Here is a 19,833-nt window from a genome sequence, read left to right as displayed (position 1 = left end):
CCGCCACGTCCCCGGCCTGCCGCCGGTCAGCGGCCGGACAGGATCTGCCCCACGTAGTTGGCGACCGCCTGGACCGCCGCGATCGTGCCCGGGTAGTCCATCCTGGTCGGCCCGACGACGCCCATCCCCCCGAGCAGCATGTCGTCCCGGCCGTAGCCGATGGACACGACCGAGGTGCTGCGCATCTGCTCGTCCTCATTTTCCTCACCGATGAGCACGGTGACCGCACCGGGGTTGCGGGCCGCGGCGAGCAGCTTCAGCACCACCACCTGTTCCTCGAGCGCTTCGAGCACCTGGCGCAGCGATCCGGGGAAGTCCGCGACGTTGCGGGTCAGGTTGCCGGTGCCGCCGAGCACGATCCGCTCTTCGGGGTGCTCGACCAGCGATTCGACCAGTGTGGTGCAGATCCGGGTGAGGTGGTCGCGCAGGTCCGGGGGCGCGCCGTCGGGCAGTTCGGCCACGTTCGCCGCGGCGTCGGCCAGCCGCCGTCCGGCGAGCGCGCCGTTGAGCACGGTGCGCAGGCGCAGCACTGTCTCCTCGGTGACCACGTCGCCGAGGTCGACGGTGCGCTGGTCGACGCGGCCGGAGTCGGTGATCAGCACGAGCATGAGCCGCGCGGGCGTGAGCGGGACCACTTCGAGGTGCCGCGCCACGGTGTTGGTGAGCATCGGGTACTGCACCACCGCGACCTGGCGGGTGAGCTGCGCGAGCAGCCGGACCGACCGGCGCAGCACGTCGTCGAGGTCGGTGCCGGAGTCGAGGAAGCTGGTGATCGCGCGCCGCTCGGCCGCCGACAGCGGCTTGATCTCCGAGAGCCGGTCGACGAACAGGCGGTACCCCTTGTCGGTCGGGATCCGGCCGGCGCTGGTGTGCGGCTGGGCGATGTAGCCCTCTTCCTCCAGCGCGGCCATGTCGTTGCGCACGGTGGCGCTGGAAACGCCGAGATTGTGCCGCTCGACGATCGTCTTCGACCCGACCGGCTCCTGGTTCGACACGTAATCGGCGACGATCGCGCGCAGCACCTCGAAGCGACGCTCTTCCGTGTTCGCCACCGGCACCTCCTTCGCGGTCCTCCTGCTACTCACAACGAGTTTACGGACCCGGCGGTGCCCGGCGCGCCCTCCGGCCCGGGCGGCGCGAGGTAAATGGCGGGCAAACAATTCTTAATGACGACGAACCGGGCAACTCGGAACTTAGCTTGCACGGGGAACCAGAACCCGGTTTTCTGCCTCGGAACGACTATGCAGAACTCGATCCGAAAGCAGCGGCCGACATGAACGCACTTTCTCCCGAAATCGCCGAAATCCGGCAGCGGGCCGCGGAGGCCCAGGAACGGCTGAAGCACGTGTCGGCGACCGCGACGAGCCCGGACGGCGCGGTCACCGCGACCGTCAACACCGCCGGTGCGCTGCAGGAACTCCAGTTCGGCTCCCGCGCGGACGAGATGCCCCGAGCCGCCCTCGCGGCCGCCGTGCTGGCCACCGCCCGGCGCGCCCAAGCCCAGGCCGCGCAGCAGCTGACCGCGATCATGGCACCGGTGATCGGCGAGAACAGCGACGCGATGAAATTCCTCGAAGAGCAGATCCCGGAGCCGGAGATTCCGGAGGAAACGGCCCCGCCGGCGCCGTCGCAGCCGCAATTCTTCGACGCCCAGGACGATTCCGCTCCGCCGTCCCGGCCCGCGGCCCCGCCCGCTCCGCCGTCCCGGCCCGCACGCCCCGCCCGCCCGGCGCCGGACCCGACAGATGACGACGACTACTACGGCGGCGGCTCGTTCCTGGGGAGGAACTGATGGCAGACGGATCGAAGGTCGACCTGCCGGCGCTGCGCGCGCACAAGGGCGAGGTCGAGGACATCGCGGCCGGCGTGCACACCGCGGCGCAGGCCACCGAGTCCGGCCAGTCGTTCGGCGACGACGCGTTCGGCATCGTCGGCCAGGTGTTCGCGATGCCGCTGCAGATCTGGATGTCCGTGGCGACCTCGTTCGTGACGGACCTGGCGGGCGAAGGCGACGAGATCGCGAACCTGCTGCAACAGGCGCACGATCACTACGACAGGCACGAGCAACAGACTGTCGGCCACATCAACGGCCTCGGCAAGGAGCTGCCGGAATGACCGAGACGCAGGAAAACCCGCTGGTCGCCAAGTCGGAATCGCCGAGCGGCTTCAGCACGAACATGGGGTCGTCCTCGAACGAACTGGACAACCTCAACGCCCAGACCTCCGGTGCGGGCATCGTCAACGATCTCTCCGCGACGCAGACCGACCTCCGGCACGGCGACTGGGGCAACCTCGCCGTCGACGGGGTGACCGACGCGCTCGACCTGCTCGGTGTGGCGATGGACCCGCTCGGCAGCTTGGCCAGCGCGGGCGTCGGCTGGCTGATCGAGCACATCAGCTTCCTCAAGGAGGGACTCGACCAGCTCGCCGGCAATCCGGAAGCGGTCACCGCCAAGGCCGTGACCTGGTCGAACGTCGCGAAGCAGCTCGCCGATAGCGCGGACAAGTACGAGCAGGCCGCGGGCAAGGTGGCGCCGAACTTCCAAGGCCAAGGCGGCCAGGCCTACCAGGGCCGGGCGAAAGACTACGTGGACAAGCTCCGCAACGCGGCCGGGCAGGCCAACGGCGCGTCCACCGCGATGAACGTCGCCGGTGCCCTGGTCGGCACCGAACGCGGGCTGATCCGCGACATGATCTCGTCGTTCGTCGGCGAGCTGATCATCAAGGGCCTCGCCGCGCTCGCTTCGTCGTGGTGCACTCTCGGCGGCACGGTAGCCGCGTTCATCGCCGACACCATCGTCGACGGCGGGATCCTGGCGGAGAAGATCGGCACCCGGATCGCGAAGGTCGTGGAGAAGCTGGACAAGCTCGCGGAGAGCGCGGGCAAGTCGAAGGCGGCGATCGAGCAGGCCGCGAACGCGCTGCGCAAGGTCGGCAAGTCGGCGGGCAAGATCACCGACAAGAGCGTCGACGTCGGCATCAACCTGGAGAAGAAGGCCGGAGAGCTGAAGGCCGCGGGCAAGGCCGAGTCCGCCGAGGTCAAGGCCGACCGCTGGAAGGAAGCGGCCAAGGACAAGGTGCAGGCACCGCTGAACGAGAAGTGGAAGGACCGGGTCAACGAGTGGGGAGAGACCTACTCGGAGGACGGCCGCAGCGTGCTCAGCCCGAAGGGCTGGAAAGAAGCGGAGGGCGGCGTGCCGAAGTGGAGCCCCGCCGACACGGTCGGCGTCGGCGCCGAGACCCGACGGCAGGAGAACGAACAATACGACCGATACTCCGAAGCGTCCGAAGCCGCCAAGAAGGAACGCGAGGCCAAGGAGGCGAAGGGCGGCTCCGGCGAGTGACCCAGGAAGCTGTGCAAGCAGCCGCAGACCAGGCCAACCGCGAAGGCAAACTGCATCCGTCCCAGCGGCGAGTGGTGCTGGACGGCAATTTCTGGACGCTCGTCCTGGTGCTGCTCGTTCTCGTCGCGCTGGCGGTCCTGACCCCGATCTGGTTCGGCATCAGCCCCGCCATGATCCAGGCCACCAACAATCTCAACGCCTACTTCGGCAAGCCGCTGGTGTCCTACTGGTCGAAGAACGCGCCCCTGTACGTGATGTCACTGGTCTTCCTGGTCATCGCGGTGTATCCCGGGCGGGCGATCGGGCGGCGGCTGGCGGACTGGCGCGGGGGCAAGGTCGACGTGGTGACGGGCTTGACGCACGATTTCGGCCATGTGCAGCACCGGCCGTCCGGCGTCCTGCCCCCGATGTACCTGTACGAGATCACGGAACGGATCCCCTTCACCTACCTCGTCGTGAACGGCAAGAGCTATCGGCTCGACCCCGACCTGAAGAGCCGGGTGCTCGGCGGTCGGGCCAACGGCGCGGTCTTCGTCCCGCGCAGCAAAATCCTGGTCAACGTGATCGCGGCATGAGCGCGAAGGCTGATCCCGGCGAGGTCGCCGCCGCCAATCTCGCCGGGAGACTGCACCGGAGCCAGCGCGGAGCGGTCCTCGGCTGGTTCTTTTGGGCGGTCTGGGTCTTCGTTGCGATCGCAGTGGCGATCGCGGTCGTCGCGGTCGTCAAGTCCGGCTTCAGCGCGTCCGCGTTGTGGGCGGTGGCGTCCGCCGCCGTCGTCGTCGCGCTGGCGATCCGGTTCGGACGACGCGAGCTCGCTGACTGCGGGGCACCGCTGACGGTCGTCCCCGGGCCGGCGCACGATTTCGGCACCGGCCCGATCACCGACGACTACCCGGTCGGGTTCAAGCACACGCCGCGCGGCCCGGGCACGGTCGAGAAATGGCAGCTCCGTGTGGGCGGCCGCACCCATGAGCTCAATGCGGCCCGGGGCGAACGGCTGGCTGCCGAGCGGGTGCTCGCGGTGTGCCTGCTGGGGAACAGCGGCTCGGTGGCGAGCATCGTCGGCGAGAACGGCGTGTGGTGAATCCGGTTCAGGAGTTCTTCGGGAACCCCAAGTTCACCCCCGCGTGCGAGGTGTCCGGCCAGCGCGAAGTGACCACCTTCGTCCGCGTGAAGAAGTGGAACCCCTCCGGCCCGTACGCGTGCGTGTCGCCGAACAGCGAATCCTTCCAGCCGCCGAACGAGTAGTAGCCGACCGGGACCGGGATCGGCACGTTGACGCCGACCATGCCGACCTCGACCTCGTTCTGGAAGCGGCGCGCCGCCCGTCCGTCGCCGGTGAAGATCGCGGTGCCGTTGCCGTACGGGTTGGCGTTGATGAGCGCGAGCGCGTCGTCGAAGGTCGTCGTTCGCGTGACGGACAGCACGGGGCCGAAGATTTCGTCGGTGTAGACCGACATACTGGGAGTGACCCGGTCGAAAAGAGTGGGGCCGAGCCAGAAACCGTCGTTCGCGCCGTCTGCTTCCACGCCCCGGCCGTCCATCACCAGTTCCGCGCCTTCGGCCACTCCGGCGTCCACATAGGACGAAACTCGCTCGTGGTGCGCCCTGGTGACCAGCGGTCCCATCTCGGACGACGGCTTGCGTCCGTCTCCGACGCGCAGTTTCCGCATCCGCTCAACGATTTTGGCCACCAGTTCGTCCGCGATCGGCTCCACGGCGACCACCACCGAAACCGCCATGCACCGCTCCCCCGCCGATCCGAAACCGGCCGAGACGGCGGCGTCGGCGGCCAGGTCGAGGTCAGCGTCCGGCAGCACGACCATGTGGTTTTTCGCCCCGCCGAGCGCCTGCACGCGCTTGCCGTTGCTGGTGCCGGTTTCGTAGACGTAGCGGGCGATCGGGGTCGAGCCGACGAAGGAGATCGCCTTGACGTCCGGGTGCGCGAGAAGGCCGTCGACCGCGACTTTGTCGCCCTGCAGCACGTTGAACACACCTGACGGCAAGCCCGCTTCGGCGAGCAGTTCGGCGATGAACAGCGCCGCGGACGGGTCCTTCTCGCTTGGCTTGAGCACGACGGTGTTGCCGCACGCCAACGCGTTCGGCACGAACCAGAGCGGCACCATCGCGGGGAAATTGAACGGCGAGATCACGCCGACCACGCCGAGCGGCTGCGCGATCGAGTAGACGTCGACGCCCGTGGAAGCGTTCTCGCTGAAGCCGCCCTTCAGCATTTGCGCCGCGCCGCAGGCGTATTCGACGTTTTCGATCGCGCGCGCGACTTCGCCCGCAGCATCCGATTCGACCTTGCCGTGCTCGCTCGTCACGATCTTCGCCAGCTCGTGTTTGCGTGCCTGAAGCAGCTCGCGGAAGGCGAACAGCACGCGCGTGCGTCCGGCGAGCGACGTGCCCCGCCAGCCCGGCAGCGCGGCGGTCGCGGCGGCCACGGCTTGGTCCACCTCGGCCGGTCCCGCGAAGTCCACCTGCGCGCTGACCTGGCCGGTAGCCGGGTCGTACACGTCGCCGGTGCGTCCGGAGCCGACGACCGGCTTGCCGTCGATCCAATGGCTGATGCGGTCGGTCACGACGTCCGCTCCTTCCGGTCGGGTGCCCCCGAGTCTCCGGGCGCGGCACCCGGGTCCGCCATCGACAACGTGTACGGACTACCCCTCTCCGCCGTACAGTCTGTGCCTGGCCGGCCAGCAAGGGGGACCGATGTACCCGACCGTCGCCGAGGCGCTCGCGTTGCCGGTGCTGCGCCAGGGCTGTCCGCGCGTGGTCGCGGGCAGCACCGGGCTCGAACGGCGAGTCCGCTGGGCGCACGCGGCCGAGGTCGCCGACATCGCGCACCTGCTGCGCGGCGGAGAACTCGTGCTCACCACCGGTGTCGCGCTCCCGGACGACGACGCGACGCTGACCCGGTACGTCGCCGATCTCGCCGACGTCGGCGTCGCGGGCCTGGTGGTCGAGCTCGTGCGGCACTGGAACGACCGGCTGCCGCACGCTCTCGTGACGGCGGCTGAGCAGCGCGGATTGCCGCTCGTGACGCTGTCCCGCGAGACGCGCTATGTCGCGGTGACCGAGGCAGTGAACGGAATGATCGTGGACGCGCAGCTCGCCGAGCTTCGGGCGGCGGAGCGGGTGCACGAGACGTTTACGTCGCTGACCGTCGCCGGTGCCGAGCCCGCGGCGGTGCTCGCCGAGGTGGCGCGGTTGACCGAACAGCCGGTCGTGCTGGAAACCCTGGAACACGAAGTCCTCGCCTACGACACTGCGGGCACCGATCCGGGCGAACTGCTGATCGGCTGGCCGGCGCGGTCGCGAGTGGTGCAGGTCGGCGAGCGCACCGGATACCACTCGGCGGCGGGCTGGCTCGTCACCGTCGTCGGCGCGCGCGGCCACGACTGGGGACGGCTGGTGCTGGTGTGCGCCGAACCGCCACCGCATCGGTATCAGGTGGTCGCCGAACGAGCAGCGTCCGCGCTCGCGGTGCACCGTCTCGTGACGCGCGACTCCGACACCCTCGAACGACAAGCACACCGCGCGGTCTTGACCGAGTTGCTGAATTCTCCCGCGCCGACAGCCGAAATCCTCGCGCGCTCTTCTGCGCTAGCTGTGCCGTTGACCGGTCGGCAGTTGGTCGGTCTCGCGGTGAGGCCGCGCATTACCGCGACTACGCGACCGACGCTGTCGACGCCGCCACTGTTGCGCGAACTGGCCGAAGCGACTGCTCTCGCGACGCGTCGCGCGAAGGTTTCCGCGCTGGTGTCGACGGACGAGACCGCCGTACGCGCGCTTCTCGCCCTCTCGCCGGACGCCAACGCTGACGCCGTGCTCCAGCGCCTTGCCACTGACATCCACGACGCGCGCGCGTCCGCACCAGCCGCCATCGGCGTAGGCACGACTGTCACGGGACCTGCTGAGGCACAACGCACCTTGGTCGAAGCCGCACACGTCGCTGCCGCCGCCCTCGATGAGGACGACGACCAACCGTTGCACCGTCTCAAGGATGTTCGGCTACGCGGCCTGCTGCACCTTCTCGCCGACGACGAGCGCGTCCACGCCTTCGCCGCGCGAGAACTAGGCCCGCTCCTCGAACGCGACGCTGCTTCCGGCAGTCGTCTCGTCTCCGCGCTGCGGCACTACTGCGCGCACGGCGGCAACAAGTCCGCCGCGGCCGTCGCCGCCCACACCTCGCGGACCGCGTACTACCAGCAACTCGCCCGCATCGAACAGGTGCTGGGAGTGCGACTGGAAGATCCGGAGTCGATGTTGTCGCTGTACGTGGCATTGCTGGCGCACGACCTCGGCACCGCCACCCGTCCGAGCGAGGAAAACCCACCCGGACGAGGAGCACAGTGATCGGGTCCGCGGCGCCGATATCCCTCGTATGGTGTTCTCTTCCTTCGCTCCGGTCGCAGCTGCCTTGATCGGTTTCGGCGGCCTGGCCGCACCGCACGTCCCGGATTCGATGCTGCAGCTGACCATGCACGAGACTTCCGGGCGCGTCACGAGCGCGTCCCTGACCTGCGAACCCACCGGCGGCACGCACCGCCACCGCGACGCCGCCTGCGCGACCCTCGAAGCGGTCAACGGCGATTTCTCCCGCATCTCCCCGCGTCGGCAGAAGTGCACGATGATCTACTCGCCGGTGGACGTCACGGCACTGGGCAGCTGGCGGGGCACGCCGGTGACGTACCGGGCGACGTACCCGAACAAGTGCGCGGCGGACAGCCAGTCGAACGGAGTGTTCGCGCTTTAACGTCGGGCGGACGCGGGAAGCGGTTCCGGCAGCCCTGGAATCGCTTGCCGCGGCGAACATTCCGGTGGGAGCGGGCCGCGGACGCTCGCCGGTTCTCCGTCGACGCGGACGTGGGCATCGACCAGGAAAGCCCGTTCGGTGCCACGGAGCTGACTCCCGACGCCGCAGCCAGGTGCATCATCACTGCACGGTGGCCCCGAGACCCATCTCCGGAGGCCGAAGCACCCTTGGCTGACCGCGCCCGGACCGGAACCCGTCACACGCACGGCGGCCCCGACCGGATGATCTCCCGGGCCCGGGAACGGCTCCAGTTCCAGGCTGGCCAAGCGTCGTCGGGCAGGGAATGGGCGAGCGGGCGCAACAGGCAAGCCGCGTCGGGGCGGCGGCTTGCCACGACCGGCGCCACGTCGGCGGAGAACCGGCTCAGGTAGCGGACGTCGAGCGGCTTGCCCTGCGCCGCCCGGTCCAGGTTGGCGTCCGCGATCGCCGCCTCCGGATTCGCCGCGGCCAGTCCCAGCAACGCCAGTGCGGCGGCGGCGATCGCCGCGCGGGGCAGCCAGCCGGGGCGGAGGGTGCCCAGCGTCGCTCCGATCAGGACGAACACCACGCCCAGCCAGATCTCGCACACCTCCACAAGCAAGCGCAGCACCGTGAATCCGTACGCCTGCTGGTAGGTCCACATGCGACTCAAAGCGGACAGCACCACGACCAGGCTTAGCACGGTCAGCGCACCGAGCAGCGCGCGCAGGACCGTCCGGTCGGCGCGGGTGGCTTTCGGCGCCCAGCGCAGCGCCGCGGCGACGATGCCGAGGGTTAGCACTGTGCAGACGCAGAGCTGCCAGAAACCGCCGCGCGCGTAGTCCGCCGAGGTGAGGCCGTCGGTGCGGAGGACGTAGTCCGTGCCGCCGAAAAGTGCAGTCGCTTGCACTCCGACGTAGGCGGTGAACACCACCGCCAAGGTGCCCAGCGAGGACGTCCACGACAGCCGGTCGCCGAGCGTGGTTCTCCGGTTTTCCCGTTCCGGCAAGGGTTCCGTGGAGATCAGGAAGACGGCTGCCATCGCGGCGAAGGCCACGACGAACACCAGCGCGGCTTGGACGACCGAACCCGGACGCACCTCCGGGACAAGGTCGCCGACGAACTGCGCGAAGCGAGGATCCGCGCTGATCAGCAACGGCAAGAAGACCACCAGGACCAGCCCGGACAGCAGCACCGCCCCGAGAACCCGTCCGCGTTGCCCGCCGGGGCGTGGCCTGCGGCGGAGCAGCCACGGCACCGCGCGGAACGCTTCGAGCGGCACGGCGAGAACGTCGTACGTCGTGCCGTGCACAGTCCGCTTGCCGACGACGGCGAGCGATGCCGTGGCTGCCGCTCCCGCCGCGCACAACGCGAACAACCACTCGGCCGCTCGCAGGGCTCCGACCGCGAGCAGGGCGATCGCCATCAACGCCCACGCGGCCTGCCGCCAGCGTCTCGCCTTGGCCGTCCGTTCTTGCCTGCCGCGCAGTTTCGCGCACGCCAGGAGCACTCCGGCCGCGATCAGCAGGGCCAGGACCCAGCCGATCCCGGGCCGGTCCACCGGCACGACGACCGCCCCGGCGACCGCGACCGCCAGCGCGACCAGTTTCGCGCCGCCGGGCACCGCGGCCTCGGCCCTTTCGAACAACGGCCTCGGCCCCGGCTGCCGGACGACCCGCACCAGCCAGGGCGGAACGGCATGGGCGGGGTGATTCTGTGCCTGCTCGGACATGAACCCTCTCTTCGCGATAGCAAATATGTGTGCCTGAAGTGGCCTCGGAGGGACTTCACGATTTCTCAGAAGCGGCCCGCCGGGCGCAGCGGCGGAGGTCCGTGAGGGGAGCCCTCAGGGAATCAGATTCCGTCAGGGTTCCCCTCACGGACTTCCGTAGGCACCCTTCCCCGGGACCAAGCCGCCGCCTCCCGGCGAGGCAACAGGCCCTCGCGTAGACGGCGTCCCCGGAATCGGCCGCCGTCTACGCGGCACCCAAATCAACGACCGCCGGGCCCGAAGCCGTCAAACAGCCACCGCCACCAACCCCCGGCAACCCCCGGCAACCCCCACCAGCCTCATCCGGCGCGCCCAAGCCCACCGTCAAGCAGGCAGTGTCACCCGGATCCGGCACCCCGGCCCGCCGCCGCCAGTCGCGGGACCGCCGGGCACTGCTGCGACCGGCTCCGGGTCGACCACCGCGATCGTTCCGCCGTGCAGTTCCACCACCCATCGCGCGATCGCCAGCCCCAGTCCGGTCCCGCCGCCTCCGGCGCGTTCTCCTCGGGTGAAGCGTTCGAACACCCGGTCCCGGTCGGGTTCCGGGATGCCCGGCCCCTGGTCGTGCACCTCGATCCGCGCTTCTCCGGCCTCGATCCGCGCCAGCACCGCCACTTCTCCCCCGGCCGGGCCGTGCCGGGCGGCGTTCTCCAGCAGATTCAGCACGACCTGGTACAGCCGCTCGCGGTCAGCGGGCACCGTCGCGCCCGGCGGGGACACCGACACCGCGAACCGGACCCCTCGACCGGCCGCGGCGGCCATTGCTTCCGCTTCGGAGGCGACCTCGGCGAGCAGGTCTTCCAGGTCAACCGGCGTTCGGTCCAGCGGCAGAGTCCCGGCGTCGATCTGCGACAGGTCCAGCAGTTCGGTGACCAGCCGGCCCAGGCGTTCGGTCTGGTGCAAAGCCGTGCGGAGCGTCGCGGGGTCCGGCGAGGCGACGCCGTCCACCAGGTTCTCCAGTACGGCGTTCAGCGCGGTGATCGGCGTGCGCAGTTCGTGCGAGACGTTCGCGATCAGCTCCCGGCGCTGGCGGTCCGCGGTGGACAGGTCGGCGGCCATCTGGTTGAACGCCGCGGCCAGCGAGCCGACCTCGTCGCGGGCGGTCGCGCGGATCCGGCGGGTGTAGTCGCCTTTCGCCATCGCCCGCGCGGCGGCCGTCATCTCGCGCAGCGGCCGGGTCATGCCGTGCGCCAGAACCTGCGACGTCAGCAACGCGATCGCCACCGCGGTCACCGTCGTCCGCGGCGGCAGCCAGCCGATCTGGACCCGGAAGAACGCGAACGCGATCCCGCCGGACGCGACCATCAGAATCGCCAGTTTCAGCTTGATCGACCGGATCCCGTCCAGCGGTCTCGGCAGAAAATCAACCGCCTTCGCGAAAAACGGCTTCACGCGGGCACCTCCAGCGCGTACCCGACCCCGTGCACAGTCCGGATCAAGTCGGCCCCGAGCTTCCGCCGCAACGCCTTGATGTGGCTGTCCACCGCCCGGGTGCCGGCTCCGGTCGCCTGCACGTCCCAGTCCCACACCTCGCTGAGCAGCCGTTCCCGCGGCTGCACCGCGCGCGGCCGGCGCGCGAAATGCACCAGGAGGTCGAATTCGATCGGCGTCAGCTGGGCGGGTTCGCCTCCTCGGCGAACCCGCCGTTCCGCGATGTCGATCTCCAGGTCCCCCAGCACGATCCGCTCTTCCGCCGCGGCCGACGAACGTTCCACCCGGCGCAGCAACGCCTGGATTCGCGCGGACAGGACCCGCATCGAGAACGGCTTCGTGAGGTAGTCGTCCGCGCCGACGCCGAGGCCCACCAGCAGATCGGTCTCGTCGGCGCGGGCGGTGAGCATCAGCACCGGCACCGGCCGTCGCGCCTGGATGCGGCGACAGACCTCGAGGCCGTCGAAACCGGGCAGCATCACGTCGAGAACCACCAGGTCGGGACTGGTCGCCGCCTCCGCCTCGACCGCCGCGGGCCCGTCGTGCGCGACCGTCACGGAGAACCCTTCCGCGCTCAGCCGGGCGTCGATCGACGCGGCGATGGTGAGGTCGTCCTCGACGACCAGCACCCGTCTTCCCCCGTTGTCCATGCCGCCGACTTTAAGCAATCGCCGTGGAGGCCATCCGGGTGAGATGTGGAGATCCGGTGGAGATGTTTCGGCCGTTTTGCCCCGGGATGACGACCAGGTTGTGACGCAGGTCATGCACTCCGGCGCGGTTCGGCGCAATCGACAGACTGCGCCGAGGGCACCGCAACAGTGAACAGACTGTCTCTGCCCCCGGCCCCCGCCCGGCGCGCAGGATTCCGCAATGGAGCCGATGACACGTGAGCACAGCCGGGTGGATCTCGGCGACGTGCGGGCGCTGCGAGGCAGCCGGTTCTTCAACGACGAACTGGCCCCGGTCCCGGTCGAGAAGCGGACCTGGACGACTTACAACTATTTCGCGCTGTGGATGGGCATGGCGCACAACATCCCGTCGTACGCACTGGCCGCGTCGCTGATCGCGCTCGGCATGAACTGGCTGCAAGCGCTGATCACGATCACCATCGGCAACCTGATCGTGCTCGCGCCGATGCTGCTCAACAGCCACGCCGGCACCAAATACGGCATCCCGTTCCCGGTGTTCGCCCGCGCGTTCTACGGCCTGCGCGGCGCGAACCTCGCCGCGCTGCTGCGCGCGTTCATCGCGTGCGGGTGGTTCGGCATCCAGACCTGGGTGGGCGGCGAGGCGATCTACGTGATCGTCGGGCGGCTCGCCGGGTCCGGCTGGCGCGATTCGGCGGTGATCGGCGGGCAGCACTGGACGCTGTGGCTGTCGTTCGCGGTGTTCTGGGTGGTCCAGATGCTGATCATCTGGCGCGGCATGGAAGCCGTCCGCAAGTTCGAGAACTGGACCGCGCCGCTGGTGTCGGTCGGGTTCCTGATCCTGCTCGGCTACGTGCTGGTGAAGGCGGGCGGATTCGGCCCGATCCTGCACGACAACGGGAAACTCGGCTGGGGGCCGGGCTTCTGGAAGGTCTTCGCGCCGTCGCTGATGGCGATGATCGCCTTCTGGTCGACGCTGTCGCTGAACATGCCGGACTTCACCCGCTTCGGCGGCAGCCAGCGCAAGCAGATGCGCGGGCAGATCCTCGGGCTGCCGACGACGATGACGTTCATCGCGATCGTCGCCATCCTCACCACGTCCGGCGGGCACGTGCTCTACGGGCAGGACATCTGGGACCCGGCGCAGCTGGCGGACAAGTTCTCCAGCCCGGTCGTGGTGGTCGTCGCGCTGATCGCGCTGGTGCTGGCGACGATCTCGGCCAACCTGGCGGCGAACGTCGTCAGCCCGTCCTACGATTTCTCCAACGCCTTCCCGAAGCGGATCACCTTCGCGCTCGGCGGGCTGATCACCGGCGTAATCGGCGTCCTGATCCAGCCGTGGCGGCTCTACTCCGACCCGAGCATCTACATTTTCGCCTGGCTCGGCTTCTACGGCGGGCTGCTCGGCGCGGTCGCCGGGGTGCTCGTCGCCGGGTACTGGGCGGTGAAACGGACCCGGCTGAAGCTGGCCGAGCTCTACCTGCCGAGCGGCGAGTACTGGTTCACCGCGGGCTGGCACTGGCGCGCGCTCGTCGCGACCCTGATCGGCGCGGTGCTCGCGGTCGGCGGCGCCTATGGCGGGCCGTTCCCGGCGGACGGGCTGATTCCCGTCCTGAAGCCTTTGTACGACTACAACTGGGTAATGGGCTTTGTCGGCGCCTTCGTCGCCTATGTCCTGCTCAACCTTCCCCTGAACGCGCACCGGAACGAGGAGGAAACCAGTGTCTGACACGGTCCGAGCCGGCTTGATCCAGCAGCGGTGGACAGGCGACAAGGAATCGATGATCGCGAACGCGGTCGACGCCATCGGCAAGGCGGCTTCGCAGGGCGCGCAGGTGGTGTGCCTGCAGGAACTGTTCTACGGCCCCTATTTCTGCCAGGTGCAGGACGCGGACTTCTATTCCTACACCGAGGCGATCCCGGACGGCCCCACCACGAAACTCATGCAGGAGGTCGCCGAACGGCACGGCGTGGTGCTCGTGGTGCCGATGTACGAACAGGAACAGCCGGGCGTCTACTACAACACCGCGGCGGTGATCGACGCCGACGGGAAATACCTCGGAATGCACCGCAAGAACCACATTCCGCAGGTGAAGGGGTTCTGGGAGAAGTTCTACTTCAAGCCGGGCAACCTCGGCTATCCGGTCTTCGACACCGCGGTCGGCCGGATCGGCGTGTACATCTGCTACGAACGGCACTTCCCCGAAGGCTGGCGCGCGCTTGGGCTGGCCGGAGCACAGATCGTGTTCAACCCTTCGGCGACGAGCCGCGGACTGTCGGAGTACCTGTGGCGGCTGGAGCAGCCAGCGGCCGCGGTGGCGAACGAGTACTACGTGGGCACGATCAACCGGGTCGGCGTGGAACCGTTGGGCGACAACGACTTCTACGGCCAATCGTACTTTGTGGACCCGCGCGGGCAGCTCGTCGGCGAGGCGGCCTCGGACACCGAGGAGGAGATCGTGGTCCGCGATCTCGACATGGGCAAACTCGCCGAGGTCCGCGACCTGTGGCAGTTCTACCGCGACCGTCGCCCGGACACCTACGGCCCGCTCGCGGAGGCCTGATGACCACCCTTATCCAAGGCGGGCAAGTCGTTTCGCCGTCCGGCGCGGTCACCGCCGACGTGCTGGTGGACGGCGAAACCATCGCGGCAGTCGGCGCACCCGGCACGCTGGCCGGCGACGAAACGATCGACGCGACCGGCAAGTACGTGCTGCCCGGCGGAATCGACGCGCACACGCACATGGAGATGCCGTTCGGCGGCACGCATTCCGTCGATACCTTCGAGACCGGCACCATCGCGGCCGCGTGGGGCGGAACGACGACGATCATCGACTTCGCCGTGCAGGCCAAAGGAACCTCGCTGTTGTCCACCCTGGACAAGTGGCATTCCAAAGCGGACGGCAACTGCGCGATCGACTACGGGTTCCACATGATCATGTCGGACGTCAACGACTCCACGCTCAAGGAAATGCGGGCGTGCGTCGACGGCGGCGTCGGCAGTTTCAAGATGTTCATGGCCTACCCGGGCGTTTTCTATTCCACCGACGGGGAAATCCTGCGCGCCATGCAGCAGGCGCGCGAGATCGGCGCGACGATCATGATGCACGCGGAAAACGGCATCGCGATCGACGAACTGGCCGCGCAGGCGGTCGCCGCCGGACACACCGACCCGGTGCAGCACGGCCTCACCCGCCCGCCCGAACTGGAAGGCGAGGCGACCTCGCGGGCCATCCGGCTCGCCCAGGTGACCGGGTCACCGCTGTACATCGTGCACCTGTCGGCTTCCCAGGCGCTCGCCGCGGTCGCCGAGGCGCGGGACAACGGGCAGAACGTGTTCGCCGAGACCTGCCCGCAGTATCTCTATCTGTCCATTGAGGACCTGGCCAAGCCGGATTTCGAGGGGGCCAAGTTCGTGGCTTCGCCGCCGTTGCGAGAGAAATCGCACCAGGCGGACCTGTGGCGCGGCCTCCGTACGAACGATCTGTCCGTCGTTTCGACCGACCATTGCCCGTTCTGCTTCAAGGACCAGAAAGAGCTGGGACGCGGCGACTTCCGGGCGATCCCCAACGGAATGCCGGGCGTCGAGCACCGGATGGACCTGCTGCACCAGGGCGTTGTCGCGGGCGAGATCTCACTGGGCCGCTGGGTCGAGACGTGCTCGGCGACGCCCGCGCGGATGTTCGGGCTGTACCCGCGCAAGGGGGTCATCGCGGCGGGCTCGGACGCGGACATCGTAGTGTACGACCCTTCGGCGCAGCAGACGCTTTCCGCGGAAACGCACCACATGAACGTGGATTACTCGGCGTACGAAGGGTTTTCGCTCACCGGAAGGGTCCACACTGTCCTGTCGCGCGGTCGCGTCGTGGTGTCGCCGGACGGATTCCACGGCCGTCCGGGGCACGGCAAGTTCCTTTCTCGCGAGCTCAATCAGTACTTGAATTGAGGGCGGTCGGATGGATTTCGGGATCGTGCTGCAGACCGACCCGCCGGCGGCGGAGGTCGTGCGGATGATGAAGGCCGCCGAGGACGCCGGGTTCCGGTACGGCTGGACGTTCGACTCGTGCGTGCTGTGGCAGGAACCGTTCGTGATCTACTCGCGGATCCTCGAAGCGACGTCCGCGCTGGTCGTGGGGCCGATGGTGACCAGCCCAGGCACACGGGACTGGTCGGTGATGGCGTCGACCTTCGCGACGCTCAACGACATGTTCGGCAACCGCACGGTGTGCGGCATCGGCCGCGGCGACTCCGCGCACCGGGTGGTCGGCCGTCCGCCGTCCACTTTGGCCACGGTGCGCGAATGCATGCGCGTGGTCAAGGATCTCGCCGAGGGCCGCGAGGTCACGATGAACGACACCGCGGTCCGCATCCCCTGGATCCGCGGCGGGCGGCTGGAAATGTGGATGGCCGGGTACGGCCCGAAGGCGCTGCAGACCGTCGGCGAACACGCGGACGGCTTCATCCTGCAATGCGCCGACCCGGCGATCGCCCGCTGGACGATCAGCGCGGTCCGGGACGCCGCGCGCGCCGCGGGCCGCGATCCGGGCGGGATCACGATCTGCGTCGCGGCCCCGGCGTACGTCGGCGAAGACCTGGCGCACCAACGGGAACAGCTGAGATGGTTCGGCGGAATGGTGGGCAATCACGTCGCGGACCTGGTGTCCCGGTACGGCTCGTCCGGCCCGGTGCCGCACGAGCTGACCGACTACATCCGCGAGCGCGAAGGCTACGACTACTCCCACCACGGCCGCGCCGGGAACCCGTCGACCGCGTTCGTCCCGGACGAGATCGTCGACCGGTTCTGCCTCCTCGGCCCGGCGCAAGCGCACATCGCGCGGCTGGAGGAATTGACGGAACTCGGCGTGGACCAGTTCGCGCTGTACCTGATGCACGACGAGCGGGAGGAGACGATGGCCGCGTACGGGTCGCAGGTGATTCCGAAGCTGACCGCCTGATCAGTCCACCATCGCCTGATACACCAACTGCCGCAGCTGCTGCCGGATCGGATGGGTCGACGACGGCAGCAGCTGCGTGTAGAACGCCACCGTCAAGTCCTCGTCCGGATCCACCCAGAACGCCGTCGACGCGGCCCCGCCCCACGCGTATTCGCCGGGCGTGGACAGGGTTTTCGCCTTCACCGAGTCGATCAGGACCGAGAAGCCCAGCCCGAATCCGTACCCGTCGAAAGGCATCTCCGCGAACAGCGGGCGGCCGTACGCCTCCAGGTCCACATGGCCCGGCAGGTGGTTGGCCGTCATCAGGTCCACCGTGCGCGGGCTCAGCACCCGCACGCCGTCGAGCTCTCCGCGGCGCAGCAGCATCTGCGTCAACCGGTGGTAGTCCGCCGCCGTGGAGACCAGGCCGCCGCCGCCCGAAAGGCATGCTGGACGCGACGTGCCCGTCGCACCGAAGGCGTCGTTGCGAACGAGCTTTTTCGTCCGTGGAGCGGGCAGGTACAGCGCCGCCAACCGGTCGGTGTCCGAGGTCCAGAACCCGGTGTCGGCCATGCCCAGCGGACCGAAGATCCGCTCGGCGAACACCTCGTCGAGCGGCTTCCCCGCGAGCACCTCGACCAGCCGGCCGAGGACGTCGGTGGCCACCGAGTAGTTCCACTCCGCACCCGGCTGGAACACGAGCGGGAACTGCGCCCACGCCTTGGTGCACTCGGCCAGGTCCAGCCCCGGCGGCGTGCCCCACTCGTACCCGCCGGCGCGGTAGATCGCGTCGACCGGATGCGTGTGGTGGAAGCCGTAGGTCAGGCCCGCGGTGTGCGAAAGCAGGTGCCACAACCGGATCGGCTCGGTCGCCGGCTCGGTGACCGGAGCCAGCGCCGACCCCTTCACGTACACCCGCGGCTCGGCGAACTCCGGCAGCCATCGCGAGATCGGGTCGGTGAGGTCGATCAGGCCTTCCTCGACGAACGTCATCGCCGCCACCGAGGTGATCGGCTTCGTCATCGAGTACATCCGCCAGATCGTGTCGGTCTCGACCGGGGCGCCGGCCTCGACGTCCCGCGCGCCGTGCGACGCGACGTGCACGATCCGGCCGTGCCTGCTCACCACCGCGAGGAAGCCCGGCAGCAGACCGTCCTCGACGTAGCGGGCGAAATGCCGGTCGATCCGCCGCAGCCGTGCCCCGTCGAAACCCGCGTCGGCCGGATCGGCCTCCACCTTCACCTCGGTCGCCATGGCGGCGACCTTACGCCGAACTGGCCGCTTTCCGCTCCGCCGCCTTTTCCTCGCGCCAGGCCTCGTCGTTCTTGCCCTCGCGCCAGTATCCGGACAGCGACACCGACTCCCGCGCGACGCCGCGCTCGTCGAACAGGTACCGCCGCAGCTCCCGCACGAAACCAGCCTCGCCGTGGACGAACGCGTGCACGTCCTCGCCGGGCCACGGCAATGCCTTCACCGCGGCGACCAGATCGTCGGACGCCGAGCGGTGCAGCCACGTGACCTGCGCGTCGGCCTTGGTCGCGAGCGGTTGGTGCTCCGATTTGTCCGCCACGAGGAGGAACACGTGCGCCAGCGCGCCCGCCGGCAGCGCCTCCAGCGCGGCGGCGATGGCGGGCAACGCCGATTCGTCGCCCACCAGCAGGTGCCAGCCGGCGTCGGCGCGCGGCGCGTACGCCCCGCCCGGACCGACCAGCAGCAGCTCGTCACCGGGCTGCGCGCGCTGCGCCCACGGCCCGGCGAGTCCCTCGTCGCCGTGCACCACGAAGTCGAGGACCAGTTCGCCCGCGGCCTCGTCGTACGAACGGACGGTGTACGTGCGCATCCGCGGAGCGTGCTCCCGCGGCAGTTCTTCGCGGATCCGGTTCAGGTCGAACGGCTCCGGATACTCCACCCCGGGCACCTTGAAGATCACCTTCACGTACGCGTCGGTGAACTCGTTCGGGCGGAAATCTCGCAGTCCCTCGCCGCCGGCCGCGATCCGGATCATGTGCGGGGTGAGGTGCTCCTTGCGCAGCACCTCCAGCCGCACCGCGGTCCTCCCCTTGCGCGCCGGACCTTCGGCCATCGAACACCCCTGTTTCAGTAAGGTCTACCTAAGTCGCGGGTCCCACGGTACGCGCCTTCACCCGTTCCGCCCAGTGCCGCGGTCCCCGCTCCCATTCTCGAGTCCGGCGAGCGTCGCCTGGAAACCCGCACTGACCCGGTCCCGGAATCCGACGAAGAACCGGTTCGCCAGCAGCACCGCCCACCACTGCCCGGCCGCGGCGTTCCGGATCCGGTGCGTGACGCGGGACCCGGCCGGATCGCCGGCGACCTCGTACTCCCCGCGATACCACCAGCCGCCTTGGGCGGCGAGGAACCGGCGCTCGCGGTCCACTTCCAGCTTCATCAGGCCGTCCGACGCGGTCAGCTGCTTTTCGAGCCGTGCGAACACGTCCTCCGGAGCGGCCGGGACGACGCCGGAGACCTCGACGAGCGTTCTCATGCTTCCCACGGCTTCGAGACCCGGGTGTTCTGGAAAGCGGTGATCCGCCAGCCGTCGTCGCCTCGCACCAGGACGTAGGTCAACGAACTTTCACGGCCCTCGGCGGCCGGGTCGTCGCCTCCGGTCAGCGACGAGCCGCCGCCGGTCACGATGACCGCGACGTCGTCCCGCAGAAACCGCACCCGGGGGTCGCCGAAGCCGGCGAGTTTCGAGCCTTTCAGCGGCCCCTGGAACAGCTCGCGGTGCGAGTCCACGATCGCCTGGCGGCCGACGGACCGGAGCCCGAAGAACGTCACGTAATCGGCGTCTTCGGTGAACAGGTTCCCGTAGGCGTCGGCGTCACCATTGTTCCACGCGTCGGCGAGACGAGTGAGGACGGACAGGACTTCTTCGCGCTGCGACATGCTGTTTCTCCTTAACGAA

Annotated in this window: 20 protein-coding genes; 11 read left to right on the top strand and 9 right to left on the bottom strand. The window is 69.1% G+C overall.

What is annotated here, in order from left to right; all coding sequences use genetic code 11:
- Nucleotides 1-26: 26 nt before the first annotated feature.
- Nucleotides 27-1,052 (bottom strand): heat-inducible transcriptional repressor HrcA, encoded by a 1,026-nt coding sequence (gene hrcA, locus ATK30_RS03585; RefSeq protein ID WP_101434300.1) that lies wholly within the window; start codon nucleotides 1,050-1,052, stop codon nucleotides 27-29.
- Nucleotides 1,053-1,273: 221 nt separating this feature from the next.
- Between hrcA and ATK30_RS03580 the strand changes: the two genes are divergently transcribed.
- The 5 genes from ATK30_RS03580 to ATK30_RS03560 are packed head-to-tail and all read left to right on the top strand — an operon-like array spanning nucleotide 1,274 to nucleotide 4,428.
- Complete coding sequence (locus tag ATK30_RS03580; RefSeq protein ID WP_101434299.1) at nucleotides 1,274-1,792, top strand: YbaB/EbfC family nucleoid-associated protein; 519 nt, start codon at nucleotides 1,274-1,276, stop codon at nucleotides 1,790-1,792.
- A complete protein-coding gene (locus tag ATK30_RS03575) occupies nucleotides 1,792-2,115 on the top strand; it encodes a type VII secretion target (RefSeq protein ID WP_101434298.1) in 324 nt (107 codons plus the stop codon). Before ATK30_RS03580 ends, ATK30_RS03575 begins: the two co-directional genes overlap by 1 nt.
- Nucleotides 2,112-3,344 carry a PPE domain-containing protein gene (locus ATK30_RS03570; protein ID WP_101434297.1) on the top strand — a complete coding sequence of 411 codons (1,233 nt, stop codon included), beginning with the start codon at nucleotides 2,112-2,114 and terminating at the stop codon, nucleotides 3,342-3,344. The genes ATK30_RS03575 and ATK30_RS03570 overlap by 4 nt, the downstream gene beginning before the upstream one ends.
- A complete protein-coding gene (locus tag ATK30_RS03565; RefSeq protein ID WP_101434296.1) occupies nucleotides 3,341-3,919 on the top strand; it encodes a hypothetical protein in 579 nt (192 codons plus the stop codon). The genes ATK30_RS03570 and ATK30_RS03565 overlap by 4 nt, the downstream gene beginning before the upstream one ends.
- Nucleotides 3,916-4,428: a hypothetical protein gene (locus tag ATK30_RS03560; protein WP_101434295.1), complete on the top strand. Its 513-nt coding sequence runs from the start codon at nucleotides 3,916-3,918 to the stop codon at nucleotides 4,426-4,428. Before ATK30_RS03565 ends, ATK30_RS03560 begins: the two co-directional genes overlap by 4 nt.
- A gap of 7 nt (nucleotides 4,429-4,435) precedes the next feature.
- Here ATK30_RS03560 and ATK30_RS03555 read toward each other — a convergent pair whose 3' ends face one another.
- The gene (locus ATK30_RS03555) at nucleotides 4,436-5,929 is read right to left on the bottom strand and encodes a CoA-acylating methylmalonate-semialdehyde dehydrogenase (protein WP_101434294.1); all 1,494 of its coding nucleotides are present in this window, start codon (nucleotides 5,927-5,929) and stop codon (nucleotides 4,436-4,438) included.
- Nucleotides 5,930-6,059: 130 nt separating this feature from the next.
- Here ATK30_RS03555 and ATK30_RS03550 point away from each other — a divergent pair, with 130 nt between their 5' ends.
- A complete protein-coding gene (locus ATK30_RS03550) occupies nucleotides 6,060-7,706 on the top strand; it encodes a PucR family transcriptional regulator (protein ID WP_101434293.1) in 1,647 nt (548 codons plus the stop codon).
- A 28-nt stretch (nucleotides 7,707-7,734) separates the two neighbouring features.
- Nucleotides 7,735-8,106, top strand: coding sequence for an SSI family serine proteinase inhibitor (locus ATK30_RS03545; RefSeq protein WP_101434292.1), 372 nt, complete (start codon nucleotides 7,735-7,737; stop codon nucleotides 8,104-8,106).
- Nucleotides 8,107-8,362: 256 nt separating this feature from the next.
- Here ATK30_RS03545 and ATK30_RS03540 read toward each other — a convergent pair whose 3' ends face one another.
- From ATK30_RS03540 to ATK30_RS03530, 3 genes are all read right to left on the bottom strand, one after another.
- Complete coding sequence (locus ATK30_RS03540) at nucleotides 8,363-9,856, bottom strand: DUF4153 domain-containing protein (RefSeq protein ID WP_101434291.1); 1,494 nt, start codon at nucleotides 9,854-9,856, stop codon at nucleotides 8,363-8,365.
- Nucleotides 9,857-10,219: 363 nt separating this feature from the next.
- Nucleotides 10,220-11,287, bottom strand: a complete 1,068-nt coding sequence (locus ATK30_RS03535; RefSeq protein ID WP_101434290.1) for a HAMP domain-containing sensor histidine kinase — start codon at nucleotides 11,285-11,287, stop codon at nucleotides 10,220-10,222.
- Nucleotides 11,284-11,955 carry a response regulator transcription factor gene (locus tag ATK30_RS03530; protein WP_037714914.1) on the bottom strand — a complete coding sequence of 224 codons (672 nt, stop codon included), beginning with the start codon at nucleotides 11,953-11,955 and terminating at the stop codon, nucleotides 11,284-11,286. Before ATK30_RS03530 ends, ATK30_RS03535 begins: the two co-directional genes overlap by 4 nt.
- A gap of 250 nt (nucleotides 11,956-12,205) precedes the next feature.
- On the opposite strand from ATK30_RS03530, the gene ATK30_RS03525 reads away from it, so the two are divergent.
- From ATK30_RS03525 to ATK30_RS03510, 4 genes are read left to right on the top strand one after another with little or no spacing between them, the layout of a single operon-like run.
- Nucleotides 12,206-13,702, top strand: coding sequence for an NCS1 family nucleobase:cation symporter-1 (locus tag ATK30_RS03525; protein ID WP_416332585.1), 1,497 nt, complete (start codon nucleotides 12,206-12,208; stop codon nucleotides 13,700-13,702).
- Complete coding sequence (locus ATK30_RS03520; protein WP_101434288.1) at nucleotides 13,695-14,537, top strand: nitrilase-related carbon-nitrogen hydrolase; 843 nt, start codon at nucleotides 13,695-13,697, stop codon at nucleotides 14,535-14,537. Before ATK30_RS03525 ends, ATK30_RS03520 begins: the two co-directional genes overlap by 8 nt.
- On the top strand, nucleotides 14,537-15,919 hold the full coding sequence (hydA, locus tag ATK30_RS03515; RefSeq protein WP_101434287.1) for a dihydropyrimidinase: 1,383 nt from the start codon (nucleotides 14,537-14,539) through the stop codon (nucleotides 15,917-15,919). The genes ATK30_RS03520 and hydA overlap by 1 nt, the downstream gene beginning before the upstream one ends.
- Nucleotides 15,920-15,929: 10 nt before the next feature.
- On the top strand, nucleotides 15,930-16,928 hold the full coding sequence (locus ATK30_RS03510; protein WP_101434286.1) for a TIGR03842 family LLM class F420-dependent oxidoreductase: 999 nt from the start codon (nucleotides 15,930-15,932) through the stop codon (nucleotides 16,926-16,928).
- Here ATK30_RS03510 and ATK30_RS03505 read toward each other — a convergent pair whose 3' ends face one another.
- Genes ATK30_RS03505 through ATK30_RS03490 form a run of 4 tightly spaced genes read right to left on the bottom strand, consistent with a single transcriptional unit; the run spans nucleotide 16,929 to nucleotide 19,814 of the window.
- Complete coding sequence (locus tag ATK30_RS03505; protein ID WP_101434285.1) at nucleotides 16,929-18,161, bottom strand: serine hydrolase domain-containing protein; 1,233 nt, start codon at nucleotides 18,159-18,161, stop codon at nucleotides 16,929-16,931. It lies immediately after the preceding gene.
- 10 nt (nucleotides 18,162-18,171) lie between these two features.
- Nucleotides 18,172-18,990: a siderophore-interacting protein gene (locus ATK30_RS03500; protein ID WP_101434284.1), complete on the bottom strand. Its 819-nt coding sequence runs from the start codon at nucleotides 18,988-18,990 to the stop codon at nucleotides 18,172-18,174.
- 57 nt (nucleotides 18,991-19,047) lie between these two features.
- Nucleotides 19,048-19,410 carry a hypothetical protein gene (locus ATK30_RS03495; protein WP_101434283.1) on the bottom strand — a complete coding sequence of 121 codons (363 nt, stop codon included), beginning with the start codon at nucleotides 19,408-19,410 and terminating at the stop codon, nucleotides 19,048-19,050.
- Nucleotides 19,407-19,814 (bottom strand): SgcJ/EcaC family oxidoreductase, encoded by a 408-nt coding sequence (locus tag ATK30_RS03490; protein ID WP_101434282.1) that lies wholly within the window; start codon nucleotides 19,812-19,814, stop codon nucleotides 19,407-19,409. The genes ATK30_RS03495 and ATK30_RS03490 overlap by 4 nt, the downstream gene beginning before the upstream one ends.
- Nucleotides 19,815-19,833: the final 19 nt, after the last annotated feature.

This window comes from Amycolatopsis echigonensis (assembly GCF_002846615.1).
Classification (GTDB): Bacteria; Actinomycetota; Actinomycetes; order Mycobacteriales; family Pseudonocardiaceae; genus Amycolatopsis; species Amycolatopsis echigonensis.
Note: the sequence above shows the minus strand (reverse complement) of the source record. Positions and strands in the feature narration are given on the sequence as shown.